Here is a 258-nt window from a genome sequence, read left to right on the forward strand (position 1 = left end):
GGCGCCGGCCAGATCGCCGCGGCTCGGCCCAACCAGGGGCCTCGGCCCGCGCTGCGCGCGGGCTTCCCTTGCTCAAACTGGCCGGCGCCACCACAGAGCAGGCGACGCGGACTCACAGCCAGGTATGTCGTCGATTGTCAGCTTACGGTCCGACGTGCTTTAGGAATAAACACCGCTATCTATACCCCGTGGTGACATCAACACTATCCAGGCATGACGCACCGACAGCACTCGTCAATAAGAGATATTGCGAGCCGG

It is taken from the genome of Bordetella tumulicola (assembly GCF_965138755.1).
Classification (GTDB): Bacteria; Pseudomonadota; Gammaproteobacteria; order Burkholderiales; family Burkholderiaceae_B; genus Bordetella_A; species Bordetella_A tumulicola.